This is a genomic window from Thermanaerothrix solaris (genome assembly GCF_032334255.1).
In the GTDB taxonomy this organism is placed as follows: domain Bacteria; phylum Chloroflexota; class Anaerolineae; order Anaerolineales; family Anaerolineaceae; genus Thermanaerothrix; species Thermanaerothrix solaris.
This window is the reverse complement of sequence record NZ_JAUHMF010000001.1, coordinates 678,380-693,951: the sequence shown is the minus strand read 5'-3', so window position 1 is coordinate 693,951 and position 15,572 is coordinate 678,380. Positions and strand designations below refer to the sequence as shown.

The 15,572-nt window shown below is 49.4% G+C and carries 15 protein-coding genes; 8 read left to right on the top strand and 7 right to left on the bottom strand.

The features are described from left to right. The first annotated feature begins 88 nt into the window (after positions 1–88). Complete coding sequence (locus tag QYE77_RS03115; protein ID WP_315623895.1) at positions 89–1,651, top strand: ArnT family glycosyltransferase; 1,563 nt, start codon at positions 89–91, stop codon at positions 1,649–1,651. Here the strand turns inward: QYE77_RS03115 and QYE77_RS03110 are convergent. Beyond that, positions 1,648–2,436, bottom strand: a complete 789-nt coding sequence (locus QYE77_RS03110) for a carbon-nitrogen family hydrolase (protein ID WP_315623894.1) — start codon at positions 2,434–2,436, stop codon at positions 1,648–1,650. The genes QYE77_RS03115 and QYE77_RS03110 overlap by 4 nt on opposite strands. A 62-nt stretch (positions 2,437–2,498) precedes the next feature. Between QYE77_RS03110 and QYE77_RS03105 the strand changes: the two genes are divergently transcribed. The 5 genes from QYE77_RS03105 to QYE77_RS03085 all read left to right on the top strand — a co-directional run bounded on the left by QYE77_RS03105 (position 2,499) and on the right by QYE77_RS03085 (position 8,351). Continuing rightward, entirely contained in the window at positions 2,499–3,752 is a 1,254-nt protein-coding gene (locus QYE77_RS03105; protein ID WP_315623893.1) for a hypothetical protein, read from the top strand. Positions 3,753–3,761: 9 nt separating this feature from the next. Next, positions 3,762–5,390, top strand: a complete 1,629-nt coding sequence (locus QYE77_RS03100; protein WP_315623892.1) for a hypothetical protein — start codon at positions 3,762–3,764, stop codon at positions 5,388–5,390. Positions 5,391–5,495: 105 nt separating this feature from the next. Next, on the top strand, positions 5,496–6,557 hold the full coding sequence (locus QYE77_RS03095; RefSeq protein ID WP_315623891.1) for a sensor histidine kinase: 1,062 nt from the start codon (positions 5,496–5,498) through the stop codon (positions 6,555–6,557). Between the two features lie 47 nt (positions 6,558–6,604). After that, entirely contained in the window at positions 6,605–7,774 is a 1,170-nt protein-coding gene (locus QYE77_RS03090) for a 6-phosphofructokinase (RefSeq protein WP_315623889.1), read from the top strand. A 70-nt stretch (positions 7,775–7,844) separates the two neighbouring features. Beyond that, positions 7,845–8,351 carry an NUDIX hydrolase gene (locus QYE77_RS03085; RefSeq protein ID WP_315623888.1) on the top strand — a complete coding sequence of 169 codons (507 nt, stop codon included), beginning with the start codon at positions 7,845–7,847 and terminating at the stop codon, positions 8,349–8,351. A gap of 4 nt (positions 8,352–8,355) precedes the next feature. On the opposite strand, the gene rsmD is transcribed toward QYE77_RS03085, so the two are convergent. The 6 genes from rsmD to QYE77_RS03055 are packed head-to-tail and all read right to left on the bottom strand — an operon-like array spanning position 8,356 to position 14,069. Further along, the gene (gene rsmD, locus QYE77_RS03080) at positions 8,356–8,943 is read right to left on the bottom strand and encodes a 16S rRNA (guanine(966)-N(2))-methyltransferase RsmD (RefSeq protein WP_315623887.1); all 588 of its coding nucleotides are present in this window, start codon (positions 8,941–8,943) and stop codon (positions 8,356–8,358) included. A 16-nt stretch (positions 8,944–8,959) separates the two neighbouring features. After that, a complete protein-coding gene (locus QYE77_RS03075; protein ID WP_315623886.1) occupies positions 8,960–9,952 on the bottom strand; it encodes a uroporphyrinogen decarboxylase family protein in 993 nt (330 codons plus the stop codon). Beyond that, the gene (locus QYE77_RS03070; protein WP_315623885.1) at positions 9,936–11,171 is read right to left on the bottom strand and encodes an ATP-binding protein; all 1,236 of its coding nucleotides are present in this window, start codon (positions 11,169–11,171) and stop codon (positions 9,936–9,938) included. Before QYE77_RS03070 ends, QYE77_RS03075 begins: the two co-directional genes overlap by 17 nt. Before the next feature lie 9 nt (positions 11,172–11,180). Continuing rightward, entirely contained in the window at positions 11,181–11,588 is a 408-nt protein-coding gene (locus tag QYE77_RS03065) for a GtrA family protein (RefSeq protein ID WP_315623883.1), read from the bottom strand. 53 nt (positions 11,589–11,641) lie between these two features. Further along, positions 11,642–12,598, bottom strand: a complete 957-nt coding sequence (locus tag QYE77_RS03060) for a UDP-glucuronic acid decarboxylase family protein (protein WP_315623882.1) — start codon at positions 12,596–12,598, stop codon at positions 11,642–11,644. Positions 12,599–12,620: 22 nt separating this feature from the next. After that, positions 12,621–14,069 (bottom strand): G5 domain-containing protein, encoded by a 1,449-nt coding sequence (locus QYE77_RS03055; RefSeq protein WP_315623881.1) that lies wholly within the window; start codon positions 14,067–14,069, stop codon positions 12,621–12,623. Between the two features lie 163 nt (positions 14,070–14,232). Here QYE77_RS03055 and scpB point away from each other — a divergent pair, with 163 nt between their 5' ends. Together scpB and QYE77_RS03045 are read left to right on the top strand one after the other, a co-directional pair. Further along, complete coding sequence (gene scpB / locus QYE77_RS03050) at positions 14,233–14,790, top strand: SMC-Scp complex subunit ScpB (protein WP_315623880.1); 558 nt, start codon at positions 14,233–14,235, stop codon at positions 14,788–14,790. A gap of 3 nt (positions 14,791–14,793) precedes the next feature. Continuing rightward, positions 14,794–15,570, top strand: a complete 777-nt coding sequence (locus tag QYE77_RS03045; RefSeq protein WP_315623878.1) for a pseudouridine synthase — start codon at positions 14,794–14,796, stop codon at positions 15,568–15,570. Positions 15,571–15,572: the final 2 nt, after the last annotated feature.

Here is a 15,572-nt window from a genome sequence, read left to right as displayed (position 1 = left end):
GGTTGAGGATTAGGTGGTGGTAAAGCCGTCATTGTTTCATAACCAGAGGCAAATATATTGGTTCAGCTGGGCAGTTGGAGTGGTCTTATTGAGTATACTGCTAAAAGCATTCCTTCTTTCTCAGAATGCGTTTCCTTTCAACGCCGATGAGGCGGTGGTTGGTTTGATGGCACGCCACATCTTGCAAGGTGCGCGTCCGGTGTTTTTTTATGGGCAGGCTTATATGGGGAGTTTGGATGCCTGGTTGGTAGCATTGGGGTTTAGAGTGTTTGGTGAGCAAATCGCGATTATTCGTTTGGTTCAAGTCCTGCTCTATGCAATAACAGTTTTAAGCACAATTTTATTGGGGTGGATGATCTGGAATAACTGGCGGATCGGGATCCTAGCCGGTTTATTTCTTGCTATCCCAAATGTAAATGTTACCCTTTACACTACCGTGAGCCTTGGGGGATACGGTGAAGCATTGCTTATTGGTAACTTTATATTCATTACGCTGATATACATCCTGCGCAAGATGCAAAATTCTCGCCATGTAACGAAGTCTATTGAAGGATTATGGGTTCTTCTGGGCTTCTGGGTCGGCTTAGGGTTATGGGTGCATGGCATTACTCTGGTCTATAGTGTACCTGCGGCGGTAACACTTTTCTGGTTCTCCAGACAAAGAAAATGGGGCATGAGATGGATCTTGAATCTGGGGGTGGGTTTCGTTTTAGGGGCGTTGCCTTGGTGGTATTACGCACTTATCCATGGATGGAAACCTTTAGTAGATGAATTGTTAGGCAGTGCGGTGGCTGTGGAAAGCGGGCCTTGGTTGACACGTGTCATACAACATGCACTTAATCTGGCCGTATTGGGCATAACGGTAATTTTGGGGTTCCGACCACCATGGGCGGTACAGTGGCTGGTTTTGCCATTAATGCCTATGGTGTTAAGTTTTTGGCTATTAGTCGTTGGGGATAGCATTTGGCGCTGGCGAGGGGACAAAAAGATCACACCATCTCGTCTGCTCTTGATGGGGTTGGTGTTCACATTAGTGATAGGGTTTTTGTTTACCCCATTCGGCGTGGATCCCTCAGGCCGTTATTTCTTGCCTTTGGTGTTACCCATGGCCTATGGTGCAGCACGATGGGTTTACAGTCTACGTCGAAAACTTTTAGGTATCGCCTGGGCCGGACTGGTTCTTGTTTATCATCTCTGGGGGACGTTGGCGTGTGCAGCAGTGAATCCGCCCGGAATTACGACCCAATTTTACGCGCCTGCACAAATAGATCAGCGTTATCTGGTTGACCTTGTGGCGTTCCTTGAGCAAACCGGAGAAACGCGCGGGTATTCTAATTATTGGGTGGCCTACCCCCTAGCCTTTGTTTCTAAAGAACGACTGATTTTTAGCCCAAGATTACCTTATCATCCTGATCTCCGCTATACAACGCGGGATGATCGTTATCCGGTTTATACTTCTATGGTCGAAAGAAGCGATCGTGTTGCCTACATCACTACTCACAATCCTGCGTTGGATGAGTATTTAAAGCAAGCGTTTTCGCGTTTGGGGGTTAAATATCAGGAAGTGAAAATTGGGGATTATCACGTGTATTATCGCCTTTCCAGGCCCGTCCATCCTCGAGAAATTGGTTTGGGTGAGACGAGGTATTAATTCTTTGGGTAATGATGTACATGCCGATCGCGCAAGACCGGGAAGTTGGTGCGGATATCATGAATGCTTTCCAGAGAGACTGTCGCCTGGACAAAATCTTCATCATTGATGCTTCCGCGGGCTAGGATTTCACCCCATGGGGATAGGATCAGACTTCCCCCTCCATTTGTTACTTTTCCAGATAAACCGACAGCGTTGCATGCTGCAATGAGGGCTTGGTTTTCGATAGCGCGAGCGCGCAGTAAGATTTCCCAATGGTCCATACGGGATGTTGGCCACTGGGCTACAAGGAAAAACGAATCGGCATCTTGATCAAGATAGGTGCGGAAAAGTTCGGGAAAACGCAGGTCGTAACAAATGGCTAATCCACCGGTCAACCCAGCAATTTGGGCTGTAACTGGTTTTTGACCAGGTGAGAAGTACCGATTTTCATTCAAGGGCGCGAAGAGATGGATTTTATGGTATTGGCTGATAATCTGTCCTGAGGGAGCAATGAGGATAAAGGAGTTATAATAATGACCTTCCTGAAGGGTGATATAAGACCCGCCAATAAAAAATCCATTTTCTTGAGCCTGTTGGCTTAACTCAGACATCAACTCCAGATTTTGTTGGGCATATAGAGATTGGTTTTTTAGGTCATAACCGCTACTCCAAAGTTCTGGAAAAAGCACGACTTGAGCGCGGCTTTTGCGTGCTTCCTTGAGGAATTCCAATGCTTTGAGATAGTTCTTCTCTAAATGGCCTTGAAAAATATTCATCTGGGCTAAAGCAATCGTCAGTTCCATCTTTCCCTCACGTTATAATTAGTTCGTCGGTTATTCTAAGGAATCATAAGGATATATCTACCTTGAAACGATCTGGTTTTTGGGTTTATGTCATTGGGTTAGTTGTCCTAATTGGATGCTTGGGTTTGCTTTTAGTGGTTAATCTTCGTTTATCTCAGATTTCTCGCTTAGGATCCGATTTCCTTTGGGGGTGGCAATCCGCACGTTTACTCCTTCAGCAGGGCTTAAGTCCTTATACGCCGAACGCGGTCCAACAAATTAATCAAACGGCAACTGATCTGGGGCTAGAGGTTAATGATGGTGGGTTTAATGCACCACTGTATGCGTTGATTTTATACTTCCCGCTGGCAATCGTAAAGGATTTTGCTTTAGCGCATGCCATTAGCATGATCCTGTCTGAGTTATCTCTTGGTTGGGCGATTTATTTGGGGTTACGAATAACCACATGGCGTCCGAAGGCATGGGTTACCAGCCTCTTAATTGTGGTTGGGTTAATAGGGTATCCAGGTGCGCTGGCAATCCTGGGCGGCAGTGGGGTTCCGGCGGTATTGCTGATGGTCACCCTAGCCCTATGGGCTGTCCGTACCCGTCACGATGAATTAGCGGGTGTGGCCTTGGGATTAGCGACTATACGACCTCATATTGTTGGGGTTTTTATTGGCGTATTGGTATTGTGGGCTATTTTGAACCGACGGGGATTGATTGTGTTATGGTTCTTCATTACTCTAGCCCTTTTGGGCCTCTTTTTTGCCCTTTTTCTCCCTTCGTGGCCTTTACAGTATTTAGGGATGATCATTAATCGCCAACGTCCCTTATTGGGCCAAACGATTGGTGAGGCTTTGGGAGTGTTTTTTCCTGGTGTCGGGGCTCGCTTGGGCCAGGCTGTGAGCGTTTTTGCGGGCGTGTTGTTATTGATTGAGTTAATCCTAAACCGTCGTTCTGGTGTGCGTGCTTTTTTATGGATTGGGGCATTGAGTTTGACCCTTACGGCGTGGATCGGTGTGCGGTTCCAACCGCAAGATATGGTTCTCTTTTTTCCAGCGTTGATTTTGGCAGGTAGTTTATGGGTGGAGAGGTGGCGGCATTTGGGTTTGGGGGTGGCTTTAATGGTGGTGATCGGATTAAGCATTGGGTCTTGGGGGTTAATGTCGTGGCGCCTGACAGAGAGGCCCTCTGTGCAGAACTTGGCAATGCTGGTGCTGCTCGTTCCTTTAATCGTTGGGGGATTATTATATTGGGTGCGGTGGTGGGCTATTCACCCTCCCAGTGTTTGGCTGGAGCTTATCCAGCGAGAAGACATTGAACCTGAGGATTAGAGGGGGAGGATGAAGCGCGTCCATTACTTTATATTGGGCCTCATCGGAGCCGGAATCGCGGCTATGATGCTATGGACGCAGCCGGTAGCAGCCGTCATGGATAGTGATTATTATTATGCGCTTGGTCAGCAGATTTTCTGGGGGCGAGGGGGGGAACAACCTTTTATCTGGAACTACTTGGCGGATCCGAAAGGCGTACCAATGCCCGCGTTTGATTATTGGATGCCGCTACCGGCAGTTCTAGCAGCGATAGGGATGTGGTTAGTTGGAACCCCTGCCTTATGGGCGGCGCGATTGCCCTTTGTTGCCCTCCATGGCGTAAACGTTGTTCTGGTTGCTTATTGGGTATTCCGAAAAACTGGGCAAAGGTTATTGGCCTGGTTGGGTGGGTTAGCGGTGTCTTTTCCCATCTTTTATGCTGGTTTTATCACCTTTCCCGAATCTTTTACCCCGATCGTAACGTTGGGCACTTTGTATTTTATCCTTGTGTGTGGGGCTGAGCGTATTTGGGGAGAGAGAGCAGAAGTTTTGCGTTCGCTTAGTGTCGGCGTCTTATGTGGTCTGTTTCACCTCTCTCGAGCCGATGGAGTGGTCTGGTTGCTAGCCAGCATATTTCTCCAAGTAGGCATGGTGCTTAAGCCGATGATATCCAAACAGGTGAGTGGTATCCCCAGAAAAATGCGTGTAGCCATTCTAAATATCTTGGTTATGGGTGTGGGTTACGGCCTTATGATTACACCGTGGCTTTGGCACAACCTACAAGCGTTTGGCACATTGTTCCAACCGGGCTCAGGACGGGTGTTGTGGTTGCGAGAGTACAACGAATTATTTTACTATCCAGCCTCGCAACTGACCTTTGAGCATTGGATTGGGCAAGGGTGGGGAGCGATCATAAAAGATCGTCTTTGGGCGTTGGGACAGAATCTACTTACTGCCATTGCTGTTCAAGGGCAAGTGGTTTTCTTCCCTCTTATCATTTGGGGCATAGTGAAGACGTGGCCTCGCTTCGAGACGCGTTTTGGATTTGGGATGTGGCTCGGGATGGGGTTGATTTTTTCGCTGGTTTTTCCCTTTGCGGGTGTTAGAGGAGGATTTTTTCACTCGGGTGCCGCTCTCCAACCCTTCCTTTGGGTATTGGGTTGGCAAGGATTTCAAGCCCTGATCGAGTGGGGAACACAACACCGGCGGTGGCAACCAAAGGTTAGTCAGGGCTTTTTGGGGGTCGGGATTCTGTTGATAGTTTTTGCAGCATCGGCTGTCATTTACTTCCAACGGTACATTGGGGATGAGGAAAGGCCTCCGGCGTGGCAGGTGACGCAGGATAGGTATATGGCCATCAATCACAAACTTTCAGATTGGGGATTCTCCCCCGAATCTTCACTAGGAGCCGTCAATAACCCACCGACGTTTTTTGTCCTTACCCATCGTTCCAGCATCGTTATCCCCGGTGGTGATGTTTCCCAATTGTTGGCAGCAATGTGTCGCTACCAAGCTGATTATGTGATATTGGAGCCAGATCAGATTAACCTTGATACATTGTATGCAAACCCAACGAGCGTTGAGGCTTTAAAATATTTAGACACTGTGCAGGGTGCGCATATTTTAGCGCTGGAAGATGCCGAAAAAACCTGCCGCTAATTTTCAGGAGCAAGCCTAGACAATTGTGCTATACTTACGCTTGATTAGCGCCCCTTTTTACTAAAGAATCGAAAATGATTTCGCTAATTGACGTGGAGTTGAAGCATGGTGATTCAAGCAACCAACGAGTCAAATGCATGGGAATCATTTGTGGATTTTGTTGCCTCTGAACTTGAAGCATCGCGACGTGCCTATGATGAAGTTACCCAGATGATTGAGCGCAGTCAGGTGGAGTTAACACGATTGACGCAACGGAACGCTAATATCAATGCGCATTTACAGCAACTCCACAATCAGTTTGAATCGGTGCCCAGGAGCGATATTCGGGTGGTTTACGACTCGGCTCTGGATGCCCAGCGAAGGCTTCTGGTAATGCGTAGTCAGGTTGAAAAGTTGCAGAACGATCAGGCGCATTTAGAAAAGTATATTAACCTCTTAGAGAGGGTGCAGAACTTTTTGACCGAAGGTTCGCTAGCAGGGGGTAAACGAGGGGGAAACAGCGGCATGGCCATGCTGGAAAAACTCATTGATGCTCAGGAAACCGAACGGCAGAAACTATCACGGCAAATGCATGATGGTCCAGCTCAAGACCTTTCCAATTTTATTGTGCAAGCCGAAATTGCGTCACGCCTCTTTGATTTAGATCCGCTAAAGGCTCGAGAGGAATTGGAAAGTCTAAAGAACGCAGCCATGGCGACTTTTCAAAAGGTGCGCCTATTTATTGCTGGGTTGCGTCCGATGATGTTAGATGATTTGGGACTTTTTATTACCGTGCAACGGTATGGAGAAACATTTAGCAGCGAAACCGGCGCTGAGGTTAACGTGATCACACGCGGTGCTCAGCAACGTTTTGTGCCTTATGCTGAGGTTATGATTTTCCGCGCCATCCAGGAACTCATGAACAATGCATACCGCCATAATCAAGATACATTACGGAAACTCTCAATTGAAGTTTTCTTGGAGGTGGGTGATCAATTTGTGCGGGTTGTGGTTCGGGATGATGGTAAGGGTTTTGACGTGCATCAACTTCAAGAAAGCAGCGGCCTGGGATTGCGCTTGATCCGCGAGCGTGTCGAGATGCTTGGCGGCACAGTGGATATTGACACGGCACCAGGGCAGGGCTGCCGCGTAACCTTGCAAATCCCCCTGAGTAACATTACACTCTAGGGATTGACCAACACCATAATCGAATTCTTTCACGGGAGGATCTGCTTATGACACTGACGATTGGGATCTTAACCGGTGGTGGGGATGTGCCCGGGTTGAATCCCTGCATCAAATCGGTGGTGATGGGGGCGTTGGAACTGGGCTACCGCGTTATTGGCATTCGCCGGGGGTGGGCGGGTTTACTTCATTACAACCCGGACGAACCCTCTACGCGTGATTATTACATTCGTGAACTGCACGCCGAAGATGTGCGCACCATAGATCGAACTGGGGGAACCGTGCTTCATACATCACGCACTAACCCGCAGCGTGTTTCTCCCAAGGATACACCGGACTTCTTGAAGAATTCAAAGTGGGGGAAACCTATCCCCGAGGAAGGGAAAACCGATTACACCGACTATGTTCTCAACGTGCTAGGTCATCTGGGGATTGATGTACTTGTGCCAATCGGTGGAGATGATACGCTCTCGTTTGCGGTGCGTCTACACCGTGAGGGCTTTCCGGTGGTAGCCATTCCCAAGACCATGGACAATGATGTTTTTGGCACGGATTACTGTATTGGTTTTTCCACAGCAGTCACCCGTAGTGTGGAATTTATCACCAACATGCGCACCTCAGTAGGCTCCCATGAACGGATTGGCGTGGTGGAACTGTTCGGGCGCTATTGCGGTGAAACGTGTTTGATCAGTGGTTATCTGGCTTATGTGGATCGGGCTGTCATCCCTGAGGTGCCATTTGATATTCAAAAGTTATGCGATTTCTTGATGTACGACAAACGCAACAACCCTTCCAATTACGCCATTATGACCATCTCAGAAGGCGCGATTATGGAAGGGGGAGAAATGTTTGTAACTGGTGAGGCTGATGCATATGGTCATCGCAAATTAGGGGGAATCGGGATGCTTGTGAGTGAGGAAATCAAGCGGCGCACCGGTCAAAATACGATGTATCAACAATTAGGGTACCTGATGCGTTCTGGGGCACCAGATTCCCTGGATCGGATGGTGGCAATGTCCTTTGGTAACCTTGCCATCCAATTGATTCGGCGCAAAGAGACCGGCAAGATGGTCGCCTTACACGGCGGTAAATACACTACCGTACCGGTGGAGATTGTAATGGCCGGTCGTAAGCGCGTGGATGTGCCTTCCTACTACGATATTGAAACTTATCGTCCGCGGGTTAAGGATTTTATGGGCGTTCCAATGTTTTTAAGTTAAGAATTTTAGAGAGGAGGCCCTGCCCAACGCCAGGGCCTCTAAATTTAGCATTTGGATTGGAACTTCTACCATGGGACGAGAAGAACAAGGCGTTTTTAGGGACCGATACACCATTATTCCTCGCACCCTCATTTTTATCACCCATAATGACAAAGTGCTCCTTTTAAAAGGGGCACCACATAAGCGGCTCTGGGCTGGACTTTATAATGGTATCGGCGGGCACGTTGAGCAGGGTGAAGGAATTTTAGCCGCTGCTAAAAGGGAAGTTCAAGAGGAAACGGGACTGGAGGTTGCTAACTTACGGCTATGCGGTGTGATTATGATTGATACGGGTGAAACGGTCGGAATCGGGCTTTATGTTTTTCGCGGGGACTATGTAGGAGGGGAAGTGAGGTCATCTCCAGAAGGTAATGCCGAATGGATTGCACAAAACGATGTCAATAGATTGCCGCTGGTATCTGATTTGTACGTTTTGTTACCCCGCGTCTTGAGGCATCAGGAGGACGAGCCCCCCTTTGTGGCGCATTATTACTATGATGACCAGGATCATCTCCAGGTGGAGTTTGAGACTTCTTAATCTTCTATTTGGAAGTGGCAATTGCCTCTTGAGAAGGTTTGCAACGGTAGAAAATCAATTGGGTTGATCCATAACGACGCCGATCTTCTTCGGCAAAATGTTGTAATAAGAGGGGCTTATATTCATTGGGGTCTATTTGAACGATTATTGTGCCGGTAGGAGAGAGCCAGGTGGGGTTTGCGTCCAACACCGCGAGGGCTTTCTCCCATAAGCCTTTGTACTGAGGTGGGGCCACAAAGATAAAATCAAAAGTGCGGGTGGGAGGATGGCGCAGAAAAGCAAAAGCGTCCATGTGTAATATTTCCGCCCCTTGCTCTAAATGGGTAAGGCGCAGGTTTTCCTTAATGGTTGAGATAGCCTGACGACTTGCATCTATAAAGCACACGTAGGATGCCCCCCGGCTCAATGCTTCCAAACCCACACTGCCGGTTCCAGCAAATAGGTCCAAGAAGGTTGATCCCTCGATCTCAGGTCCGAGGATGTTAAATAGGGCCTCTTTTACCCGATCGGTGATCGGGCGGGTTCCACTACCCGGAACGCTGCGGAGACGAATTCCCCCGGATTTACCACCGATAATGCGTGGAGGTGTCATATGAATTCTTTGTGCCCTATACCAAATTCGTCGCTTGGCAGGCGGCTAAGATATTCCCATGCGGGGTAATGATGGGCAAGACGCAGCCGGTGCCCAAGATGAATCGTTTTCCTTGGGTCTCTTGAATGGCTTGGCGCGCTTCGCGTTGCACATCCTCCGGATTACCTAATGCCATTGTACTCCATTGAGAAAGCCCACCGCAGACAGCACCAGAAACGCGGGTAAGGGCTTCGCGTAGGGTTGGCGTAGTTTGTCGATCGTGCCAATTCAGAATTTGTACCGGATAATCTTGAATCAGGGAGAACATGATATGTTCACCGTGAATATGCCCCACATTAAGCCAGAAATCACGCGCTGCATCTAAAATTTTGAGATCATACGCTCGACCGAATTCGCTGAATTCTAACGGAGAAAGCACATCAAAACGAGCATGCTGGACCGCATAAAAAATTCCGTCAATACCTAGTTCCTTCAGCGCCCCTACAAAAGCAAGGGTGGATTCAGTGATTCTCTGCAGTCCGGCATGGAGGGCGTCAGGTGCGGTACGTAAATGTAGAATGAGGCGTTCTTCACCGGCCAGATTTTTGGCTTGGGCCAGGGGGGAAAAGATGGTCTGAAGAATCGGCACCTGCCCTGCAAAGTGGTGCTTCAAAGTACGAAGGGTGCTCAGCATGTCGCCTAATGCGCCCTGATAAGGGTTTAGAGGGGGCAATTTTAGCCAATCCTCAGGGTGGGCGACAGTATGATGGAGATAAGTACGGGTACCTTCGGGATCTCCCTCCCACTGATCCGTGATACCCCAATCGCGGAGGCAGTAAGATGAGGCAGGGGTTACTTTTATAAAATCGAAATCGTATGTACTTTGAAATTGGACGATGGCCTTGGCCAGACGCTCAGGGTGCTGGTCATCTACTGGAAAGTGTCGCCACAGGGCGATAGGAATGCGGTCAACATCTTCACCAGCCAGGCAGCGTTCCAGGCGCGTATAGTGATTAAGAGCCGGGGGCATCTTTATCCTCCTGAGCAGGGGCAACCGATAAATTAGGCTCTATTTGAGAGGAAAAGAGTCGCAAAATTTCCTCATCCTCATTGCTTTGATTTTCGAGGTATTTTTCCATAAAGATTGAGCGGCGCATCCGCAAAGCCATGGGAGCAACTTGGCGGATATCTTCAAGGGTTACTTCGGTGCGATTATCGGCAGCAGCGTAGGCACGAGCGGCTTCAAGTAACGTGATCTCTGCACGCAATGAATCAATCCTAAGGCGCTGGATGAGACCGATGGCTTCCAAGGCAATCTGATCTGAAATTTGTACTGACGGTAATAAGCGGCGGGCCATAGTGATTTCTTCACGCATCAACGCAGTCTCTTCAGCATAGTGAGCCACAGTTGCGCGAGGGTTTACCCGATAAAACTGAGTGCGCCGATAGGCTTCGAGGCGTTGGTGTGGATCTTTCAGACCATGGACAAGGACACGCAGCCCAAATCGGTCAAGGATCTGGGGGCGTAAGTTGCCCTCTTCGGGATTCATAGATCCGATGAGGACAAAACGGGCACGATACGTGGCTGAGAGCGGACCTCTACGCACCGTGTAGGTACCGCTTGAGGCTGCATCCAGGATGGCGTCCACGATTTCATCCGGGAGAAGATTGACTTCGTCAACATACAAAATATTTCGATCCGCCTGAGCAAGAATGCCTCGCTTGAGGCGGAACCGTTCATGAGCAACGGCGCGCTCATCCAGCCCTCCAACCACGTCTTCAAGGCGGGCATTAAGGGGCAGTTCGATTAACTTGACGCGATCTTTTACTGTGAGTGGGCGCCCCTCAGCATATTTACGCGCACAATCAGGGCAAACGGCATCCATGCCCCCGGTTTCAATGTCCTCGGGTAGACACCCGTAAAAACAGGCGCTGCGTTCAATTTCTGGAAGTAGCTCTAACAGGCTGCGCACTGCCGTGGTTTTGCCGGTACCGCGAGGGCCAATTAACAGAACACCACCAATGGCGGGATTGATGAGGTTAAGGCACAACGCCAGGCGCATTTCAAACTGGCCTACAATGGCTAAGAAGGGGAAAGGCAAAGGTTCGGCGAGACCTGCGTCCTCTTGGGGAAGAATGTCTTTGAGGGCCCGTCCAGAGACAATATCAATTAATTCCCGCAAGGAACGCGGTTGTGGGACGTTGGCGGAAGATGTATCGGGGTTAGTCGTGAGAGGCGAATCGCTCATTGGTTGAACTTAAACATCATTATACGTCCAATAGCGATTGGCAAAGAAGTTCCATAGCATAACAACGCCAATGACAATAGCAAGCGCAACATTATGAGCCACAATAATAGGGGAGAGGATGGCCCATTTCCACCATGCCTGGAAAAAGCGGATCAGAATTGGCTCGAGGAAAGCAAAGAGGGGGGTGCGGATTAACAGGCCGATGATGCTTACCATTAAAAATTGTGCGCCCTGTTGGGCCAGGGGTTTGCTCCGGGAATCGGGATAGGTCCAGTAACGATTCCAAACGAAATTGCTTGTTACGGCGGCAATAAAAGAAATGACACTTGCCCATACGGCATTTTGATGGAAAAAGGCAGAAGCCTGGGTCAAAGCATTAAACAGCCCAAAGTCTATCACTGCGCCAATGGTTCCCACGACTGCAAAGCGCAGGAAGCGCCCCAGTTCTTTAGAATCGGTGAAAATGGCGATTAAAGCCCCATTTTTTGACGGAAATACGGTATGGTCAGTCGTATGCCCTCCTCTAAACTTGTTTTGGGTTCCCATCCCAAGATGGTGCGGGCGCGTGTGATATCCGGTTGGCGGCGTTGAGGATCATCCCCAAGACGGCTCTCCGGCTTGAAGACGACCCCGGCTTTGTTGCCAGTCAGGCGGTTGATCACTTCGGCAAATTCCAAAATTGTGATTTCCTGCGGGTTACCCAGATTTACGGGGTAGTGTTCATCTGAAAGTAAGAGGCGATAAATTCCCTCAATAAGGTCATCCACATAACAGAAGCTGCGGGTTTGTGAACCATCCCCGTAGATAGTTAAAGGCTCTCCGCGCAGGGCTTGCTGGATAAAGTTAGGCACCACACGGCCATCATCAAGACGCATCCGTGGGCCATAGGTGTTAAAGATGCGAACAATGCGGGTATCCAACCCATGATAACGGTGATAGGCCATGGTCAGTGCCTCGGCGAAGCGCTTGGCCTCATCATAGACCGAGCGCACTCCGATCGGATCTACATGCCCCCAATAGGTTTCTTTTTGGGGATGTTCAAGGGGGTTTCCGTATATTTCGCTGGTCGAGGCAAGCAAATACCGCGCGTTATGCGCCCGCGCAACACCCAACGTATTGTGCGTCCCTAATGCACCGGCTTTCATGGTTTGAATGGGGAGGTTGGTGTAACCGTATGGAGAATTAGGGTTGGGACTGGCCGGTGAGGCAAAATGGAGCACAGCGTCCACTTTACCGGGCACAAAGATGAAGTTGGACACATCATGGCGGATAAAAAGGAAGCGCGGGTTTCCAGCCAGATGGGCGAGATTATCAGGACTGCCGGTAATGAAGTTATCCATACCGATAACTTCGTGGCCTTGAGCCAGTAGATAATCACAGAGATGTGATCCTAAAAAACCTGCCGCGCCAGTAACTAAAACTCGCATAAATCTTTCTCCTTGGACATGATCACTTCCAGTCTATACGACGGATGAGTCCGTCACTTGTAATCTGACGAGTTTGCCCAGATGGCACTTCAACTAGCCAGAGGTTGCCCTGATAAATTACCCCAATCCATTGTGGTGAGGAAGAGGGCGACCAAACTGGTCGTTGAGGTTCCAAGCCTATTGAACCCTCAGGTGGAAAAAGGATGCGTTGATCTGAGCCATCTCGGTCCATGAGGGCTAAGCGGTAACGACTGGTTTCACTTTGGGTGGGGAACAATGCCTGAAGATAGGCGACCCACTGCGGAAATGATTGAGGGTTAGGCTGGGGGATGGGGTTGGCAAACATACCGGTATTTTTAACCACATCCACCATCAGGTCAGACTCAAGTGAAAGCGCACTCAATGAGAAAAACTGTGGGTCAGTATCACTATTAGTTGGGGTATATATAAAATACCCATCTGCAGACCAGGCTATCGCAGGAACCCATGCCCAGTTTCCTCCGGTTTCCAGAGGCTGGAGAAAGAAGCGTGGTTCGAAAACCTGTTCTTTGAGGTTTACCAAGCCGACCGAGTCGGGACGGGCATAGGCCAAAGTGTTTCCATTAGGTGACCAGGCGAAGGTTGTTCCCCACCAACCGTAAATTCCCCCAGCATTTGTCTCTATTATTTTTTCGTTTTTCAGAATTCTCCCCTCAGGGGAAAAGCTTAGGCGGTAGAGATCATTATTGGCTTGCCACCCTGGCGGGGCGTTGCGGGGTTCGACGGTAGAGTAGGTGATAGTCAACGACGTGCCAGGCACCCATTCGGCATAATGCACAACATTACTGACCTTAAGATTAATTGGCTGTGGAGGCTCTTTCGTCAGGTTTACCACCCAGAGAGAATTGATCGCATTTGTAGTACTACTCTGTCGGGTATAGAGCAGCCATTTTCCATCCGGCGATAGGGTAAAAATCCGTCCATCTAGATCGCCGGTTGTAACGATGGGATAACGGTTGGCGCTGTTCTCGCGGATCAGCCAGGCATTCCCGCCGGCCAGGTAAACCAAGGATCCAGGTAATTCCAAAGGGGTAACAGGTGATTGTACACCCACCATCACAATTTCGGGCCGTGGTTCGCGGATGGTTTCAATCTTAAAGACCGTTCGCGCGACTTCTTTACCGTTTTCCAGTAAACGGCGATAGGTAATTTGCTGTAAGCCATTTTCGCCAGGTTGAACTAGTCGGGTTTCTCCCTCGGGGAGCGACTCGTTTCTGACCATTTGTTGTTCAAAGGGAACGACCACCTCTTCAGTCTCAAAAACTTCTTTAACGCGTATAATAGTAATCCTTGAATCACGATTTAATACAGTGAATGTGGGCGGATCCGTGCGATCTAGTACCCCTAACGAAAGGTTTAGACGTTCAAGCACGGTTTGAACGGTGGTGCCCACGGGCACATCAGTCTGGTAGCGTTGTTCGTTATCTTCCACAATAATATTTATCTCTTGGTGAGACGGAAGGAAAACCGTGCACGCACTTAATATCGGTTGCCACAAGACAGTGACTATGAGGCTGATGAGTTTCAGGAATCGAAAAGTTGTGCTCATGAAATCCGTGAGAGGCACATATTTTTAAGGCGGTTTCAATTATAGCATGCAGTCAGACGAACTCAGTACGTCTTCACTTCCTCTTGAAAGCATCCTCGAAGCCTTGATCTTTGTCGCTCCGGCGCCGGTTTCTGTTGCCCAATTGGCGACGGCGGTTGGAACGGATGAGGAAACCGTTATAGCCGCCCTTTCACGATTGCAAGAAAGTTACCAGCAGAGAGGATTGCGTTTGCGCTTACATCAGGGCCGTTATGAACTCACCACAGCCCCTGAGGTTTCTGTTTACGTTGAGCGGTTATTGGGTTTGGAGGTGGGGGCGAAGTTAAGTAAGGCAGCATTGGAGACTCTGGCCATTATTGCTTACCGCCAGCCGATCACTCGGGCCGGGATTGAGGCTATCCGCGGGGTGAATAGTGATTCGGTTGTGCGCAGTCTATTGGCAAAGGGGTTGATTGAAGAACGGGGACGGGCTGACTTGCCGGGACGTCCCCTTCTCTATGGCACTACGTCTGATTTTCTGGCTTATTTTGGTCTTGAATCATTGGAACAACTACCACCGATTGAAGAACCCGAAGAGCAAGATCAATCATTGTTAAAGGATTAAAAAATGGCAGAAGAACGATTACAAAAAATTCTCGCGCGCGCCGGCTTGGGATCACGGCGTGAAGCAGAAGCCTTAATTGCTCAGGGACGGGTTAAGGTGAATGGGGTTACCGCAACACTAGGGATGAAGGCCGATCCGGAGCGCGACCAGATCACCGTAGATGGGCATCCGATACCCAAGCCGGTTTCTCAGTTTACCTACATCATCCTCAATAAACCCCAGGATGTGCTTTCAGATCATGCACTTCATGAAAAACGCCGCACCGTTTATGATCTGGTGCCTTTTCCGGGACATTTATTTGTAGTTGGTCGTTTGGATTACGAAAGTGAGGGATTGATCCTCCTTACCAATGATGGTGAATTGGCTAATCGTCTCACCCATCCTCGCTACGGGAAGGAAAAAGAATATCGGGTCTTAGTGGCAAAGCGCCCAGATGAAGAGCAACTCGAGGCCTGGCGTCATGGGGTGGTGTTACCGGATGGACGGCGGGCTGCGCCGGCCGAGGTAACCTTGGAAGGTGTGGTGCGTGAAGGGGCTTGGTTGCGCGTGGTTATGTGCGAGGGGCGTAAACGCGAAATCCGCGAAATTGGGCGGACGATTGGGTTACCGGTTAAGCGGCTAATTCGCACCCGCATTGGGCCGATTGAATTGGGCAAATTAAAACCCGGCGAATGGCGCCATCTAACTTCGGAAGAGGTGCAACGTTTACGCGCTTATGCGATGAGCGATTCGCCGGGGTCGGTGTCCAAACGTCCTCGACGGGTTAAGACCCGAGGCTAGAC

Excerpts from the sequence above, each read along its gene's own strand:
- QYE77_RS03070 (WP_315623885.1), bottom strand. The coding sequence starts at position 11,171 with ATGAGCGATTCGCCTCTCACGACTAACCCCGATACATCTTCCGCCAAC.
- QYE77_RS03095 (WP_315623891.1), top strand. The coding sequence starts at position 5,496 with ATGGTGATTCAAGCAACCAACGAGTCAAATGCATGGGAATCATTTGTG.
- QYE77_RS03075 (WP_315623886.1), bottom strand. The coding sequence starts at position 9,952 with ATGCCCCCGGCTCTTAATCACTATACGCGCCTGGAACGCTGCCTGGCT.
- QYE77_RS03110 (WP_315623894.1), bottom strand. The coding sequence starts at position 2,436 with ATGGAACTGACGATTGCTTTAGCCCAGATGAATATTTTTCAAGGCCAT.
- rsmD (WP_315623887.1), bottom strand. The coding sequence starts at position 8,943 with ATGACACCTCCACGCATTATCGGTGGTAAATCCGGGGGAATTCGTCTC.
- QYE77_RS03090 (WP_315623889.1), top strand. The coding sequence starts at position 6,605 with ATGACACTGACGATTGGGATCTTAACCGGTGGTGGGGATGTGCCCGGG.
- QYE77_RS03100 (WP_315623892.1), top strand. The coding sequence starts at position 3,762 with ATGAAGCGCGTCCATTACTTTATATTGGGCCTCATCGGAGCCGGAATC.
- QYE77_RS03045 (WP_315623878.1), top strand. The coding sequence starts at position 14,794 with ATGGCAGAAGAACGATTACAAAAAATTCTCGCGCGCGCCGGCTTGGGA.
- QYE77_RS03085 (WP_315623888.1), top strand. The coding sequence starts at position 7,845 with ATGGGACGAGAAGAACAAGGCGTTTTTAGGGACCGATACACCATTATT.
- QYE77_RS03060 (WP_315623882.1), bottom strand. The coding sequence starts at position 12,598 with ATGCGAGTTTTAGTTACTGGCGCGGCAGGTTTTTTAGGATCACATCTC.
- scpB (WP_315623880.1), top strand. The coding sequence starts at position 14,233 with ATGCAGTCAGACGAACTCAGTACGTCTTCACTTCCTCTTGAAAGCATC.